Genomic DNA, 4,862 nt, shown 5'->3' with positions numbered 1-4,862 from the left:
AAACATCGGATATCTAAAGAGAAAACTTGCATTGCTATCTATGTTGAAGTGGAATCAACGTAGACTCCTGCAGGAAAGTATCTTCGTTGAAGTGGAATTAGCGTAGACTCCTGTGGGAAAACGAGCTAGACGAGACCCCGGAGCGAAGCGAGGAGGCTCGTCAGTTCGCCCACGGAAAGCGGAGCTAATTCCACTTCATTCAATAGCAGATATAAACTAATAAATATTTGTATTATTACACTTTTCAGTGCCCACAAAAGCGAGACAGGTGATACCCCACAGGGAGAGAAAAGACTCGACCCTCGCCCGTGCCAAAGCGAAGCTGATTCCACTCATGGCGTCATATTATTTTCAATATCCCCTCATTTAGTAGATAATGTAAATACAATAATAGGTGGTGATTAAAGGCAATGATAAAATTTGAAAATGTTTCAAAAAGCTACAGAGATGGTACGAAGGCTGTAGATAATTTAAATCTGGAAATCCAAAAGGGTGAATTCTTTGTCATGATTGGTCCTAGTGGATGCGGAAAAACAACAATCTTGAAAATGATAAATCGATTAATTCCTTTAACGGAAGGGACCATTTATATTAATGATAAAAAAATAAGTGACTATGAAATTAATAAGTTAAGATGGAATATTGGATATGTCCTTCAGCAAATTGCACTTTTTCCACATATGACAATTGAAGAAAATATTTCAATAGTACCCGAATTGAAACATTGGACTAAAGAAAAAACAAATATAAGAACGAAAGAACTATTAAGTATGGTCAGTTTAGAGCCGGATTTATTTTTGAAGAAAAAGCCACGGGAATTATCAGGCGGCCAACAGCAAAGAGTCGGTGTCATCCGTGCTTTAGCAGCAGATCCAGATATTCTATTAATGGATGAACCTTTTAGCGCACTAGACCCGATTAGTCGTGAAAAACTTCAAGATGATTTGATTAACATTCAAAGAAGCTTAAAGAAATCCATTGTTTTTGTTACGCACGATATGCAAGAAGCATTAAAGTTGGCAGATCGAATTTGTGTGATGAAAAAAGGTAGAATTGAACAGCTTGGAACCCCAGATGAAATCCTTCGAAATCCTAAAAACAACTTCGTCAAAGGATTTATAGGTAATCAAAGTTCAAGTCTAAAACAAATATTGAAAATAGATGAAATTGTTCAACCAGTTATGTCAAACACACCAACTAACTCCATTTCTATTACATCTTCTTTGGAACATGTGTTAGATAGATTGTCAAATGAAGAGGAATTAGCCGTTGTAGAAGACGGACAGATCATCGGTATCATTAATAGACAAGCAGTGATTAAACAATTAGCTTCAAACCTAAATGAAGGAGGATAGCAAATGGATAGCTTCATTAAAATCTTTAAAGAACGTCAAGACGAACTCCTAAGTGCATTGTTTGAACATATTCAGATTTCCTTTATAGCACTCTTCTTTGCTGTCATTATTGCGATTCCATTAGGTATTTATTTGACAAAAAAGAAACAAATTGCAGAGTTTATAATTGGTATTACTGCTGTTTTACAAACGATCCCTTCGTTAGCTTTGTTAGGGCTATTAATACCTCTATTTGGAATAGGGAAAATACCTGCAGTAATCGCTTTAGTCATATATGCGTTACTTCCAATCTTACGAAATACATACACAGGTATTAAAGAAGTGGACCCTTCATTGATTGAAGCATCTATGGCAATGGGAATGAATCGTAGAAAAAGGTTAGTCAAAGTGGAATTGCCACTCGCTATGCCAGTTATTATGGCTGGAATTCGAACTGCAATGGTACTTATTGTCGGGACAGCAACGCTTGCTGCATTAATTGGGGCAGGTGGCTTAGGGGATATTATTCTTTTAGGTATAGATCGGAATAATATATCACTCATTTTACTTGGTGCTATTCCTGCTGCCATTCTAGCGCTGATATTTGATTATTTATTAAAAAAATTAGAAAAGCTATCTTACAAAAAATCTATTATAGCGCTAATCACCATTGTGTTGCTTGCATTGTTTAGTATGTTATCACCTCTAGTTATGAGCAATCAGCAAAAAGAAATTGTAATTGCCGGAAAATTAGGATCAGAACCGGAAATTTTAATAAATATGTATAAATTATTAATTGAAAATGAAACAGATTTAGAAGTTAAATTAAAACCCGGGCTTGGAAAGACATCATTTGTTTTCAATGCCTTAAAATCTGGAAGTATCGATATTTACCCTGAATTTACAGGAACAGCCATCTCTGAATTTTTGAAGGAAACAGCAAAAAGTACCGATAGCGAAGAGGTTTGCAAACAAGCGAAGGATGGTATGGAAGCAAAATTCGATATGGTCCTTTTAAAACCAATGCACTATAACAATACCTATGCTCTTGCCGTTCCAAATCAATTAGCCAAGCAATATCAATTAAAAACTATTTCCGATTTAAAACTAGTTCAAAATAAGATGAAGGCAGGGTTCACATTAGAGTTTTCTGATCGAGAAGATGGTTATAAGGGAATCCAGAAATTATATGGAATTCATTTCTCGAATTTAGTGACGATGGAACCAAAATTACGTTATGGTGCCATCCAATCGGGGGATATCAATCTGGTAGATGCCTATTCAACAGATAGTGAACTGAGACAGTATAAATTAACAGTTTTAGAAGATGACAGGCATCTATTCCCACCGTATCAGGGTGCTCCAATGCTTAGAAAAGAAACAGTAGAAAAATACCCTGAAATTGTTGATGCACTTAATAAACTAGCGGGGAAAATTACCGATGATGAAATGAGAGAAATGAATTATCAAGTAAATGTCGAAGGAATAAGCGCTAAAAAGGTAGCTTCAAATTATCTAGAAAAAGAAAAATTAATTAAAAAGTAATTTTACCTGACTTTTTTTACACAAATAATCTAAGCCCTCTTTTCACAAATTAAAGTGTGTTAAAGAGGGTTTATTATATAGAAATTGAGCATATAACAAAGGGTTTATCCTTTTTAGGTTTAATTGAAACAGCTTTGTCATTAATAAGACAAGGTGTTTTTTTATGAATGAAACACCGTATAAAGATTCATTCAATATTAAAATTGTAAGATGTATGATAATAGTTAGGCATTTATCCTCGGTATTTTATCATCTTATTCATATAATACTTCTACCATGCTTATGAAAGGAGTTGTTTAAATGGTTAACATGTACCCAATGGGACATGAACAAACAGGTTATCATCATGGCATGCATCATCATGGTACTTATCCTATTTACTATCATCCTTATCACCATTATCATACACCATATCCAGTGCACTACCCTATGCATCATCATCATCATGGACATTATCCTTATCACTATCATCACATGCATTACCCTTATCGCACATACTAATGTAAACAGTATTAATAATTGGAGAAATTGCGGGAACCGAATATAAAAAAGAAGGAATCAAAGGGATTTATTAAAAGTCAAGGTTTTAAGTAATAAACTTAATGTATCAGTATTCTTTATACAATGTGTAACATTATAATAAGTTATTTTAAAGCTGAACTAATCTTTGTATTAGTTCAGCTTTTATTTATGATTAAAGATATTATTTGGAATGCTTATAGAATAAAGTAGAGTATATGTAAATTTCATTATCCGTTATTCAACTAACGGGGCAGGTTAGTTGAATAGTGTTGTTTAACTTTTGTTCTACAATCGGGCCATATTGTTTAATAACATTTACTCTTAAACTATTAAAAATTAAACCCTTTTTTAAAGGGCATGTTAATTACATTTTTTTACAGTAACCATTGAATATTTTTTGACAATTTGATAGATTAAAATGTTATGGGAATTGCAGCAGTCATGTTATAGGCTGAAACTATTTAAAATAGTGAATTCTTATTTAATGTCACACATTATATGTATAGAAATTAAAAGGATAGAAGAGCTTAATTAAATTCGCTCTATCTATCCTCTTTTTTACCACAGATTACCCTATTTACTACAACAATTAAATCAATCTAATGTTGCAGTAAATTAAAAGGAGCTTATATCAATTATTAATCGTACATTAAAGCTATTTCTTAAACTTCTAAGTAATAAAAAATGGCTGTTTTCGTATAGATTGTTGTTTCATGAAAGAAGTTGTTTCTAGTTTTTTACTGTTATTAACACAGAAGAAATCATAGATTATTAAAACAGATGCTAAATTTTCTGCGCCTTCATCCCCTTAGATATTACCTTAATTACCTATATTTAACAAACTTTAACTTTACTAGTTGTAAATTAGAGTGTAAAATGTTAAATATTACAATTGGTTTGTAATGAAAACATTCAAAGGGTAGTATTGGAAATGAAAAAATTAATTTACGGTTACTGGGTTGATTCTTCATTTTAATTATCTTAACTAACGAAAGAAGGTTATTTTAGTGCCAATAGAAGGTTTATTTGGTTTAATCATTGAACCACTCTTATGGTCATTAGTAGTTTTTTTTAGCTTGCAGACAATTATTGTTACCTTCAATAATGCTGATACAAAAGCAAAAAAATATGCAATCGTCACTAGTGTCTTAGTGTTTTTATTAGTTATATCAGATGATATTATGAGAATGATTGATATTATGAGAATGTAGTAGACAAACCCAAAGAAATTTAAAATTGAATTAACACCCAACGTAACAGCTAAGAGAAGCTTGTCAAGCAACGATGGAGAATGCGCTGTTTGAATTTATGTATTCGACCGGCTGCCGTATTGGGGAAGTTGTAAAATTAAATCGCGATGTATCCTATGGTGGTGGAGCGCCAGTTAATGGAGTAGATAACAGTTGCCGAACTCATGATCGTTGTTGGGCTATCTTCCGCAATCGGGCGCTATCCTTGAAA

At 33.0% G+C, this 4,862-nt stretch carries 4 protein-coding genes and 1 pseudogene; all 5 read left to right on the top strand.

The window, feature by feature from the left end; all coding sequences use genetic code 11:
* Positions 1 to 410 precede the first annotated feature (410 nt).
* Positions 411 to 1,355, top strand: coding sequence for an ABC transporter ATP-binding protein (locus ABE048_RS19550; RefSeq protein ID WP_430312975.1), 945 nt, complete (start codon positions 411 to 413; stop codon positions 1,353 to 1,355).
* Positions 1,356 to 1,358: 3 nt separating this feature from the next.
* The gene (opuFB, locus tag ABE048_RS19545; RefSeq protein ID WP_430312974.1) at positions 1,359 to 2,879 is read left to right on the top strand and encodes an osmoprotectant update ABC transporter permease/substrate-binding subunit OpuFB; all 1,521 of its coding nucleotides are present in this window, start codon (positions 1,359 to 1,361) and stop codon (positions 2,877 to 2,879) included.
* A gap of 300 nt (positions 2,880 to 3,179) precedes the next feature.
* Complete coding sequence (locus ABE048_RS19540) at positions 3,180 to 3,380, top strand: hypothetical protein (RefSeq protein ID WP_430312973.1); 201 nt, start codon at positions 3,180 to 3,182, stop codon at positions 3,378 to 3,380.
* 1,028 nt (positions 3,381 to 4,408) lie between these two features.
* On the top strand, positions 4,409 to 4,612 hold the full coding sequence (locus ABE048_RS19535) for a hypothetical protein (protein WP_430312972.1): 204 nt from the start codon (positions 4,409 to 4,411) through the stop codon (positions 4,610 to 4,612).
* A 49-nt stretch (positions 4,613 to 4,661) separates the two neighbouring features.
* Positions 4,662 to 4,760: pseudogene (locus ABE048_RS19530) on the top strand (integrase); the annotation flags it as partial.
* Between the last annotated feature and the right edge of the window lie 102 nt (positions 4,761 to 4,862).

Origin of the sequence: Rummeliibacillus pycnus (genome assembly GCF_050459865.1) — a bacterium.
GTDB lineage: Bacteria > Bacillota > Bacilli > Bacillales_A > Planococcaceae > Rummeliibacillus > Rummeliibacillus pycnus_B.
This window is presented reverse-complemented; position numbering and strand designations above follow the sequence as displayed.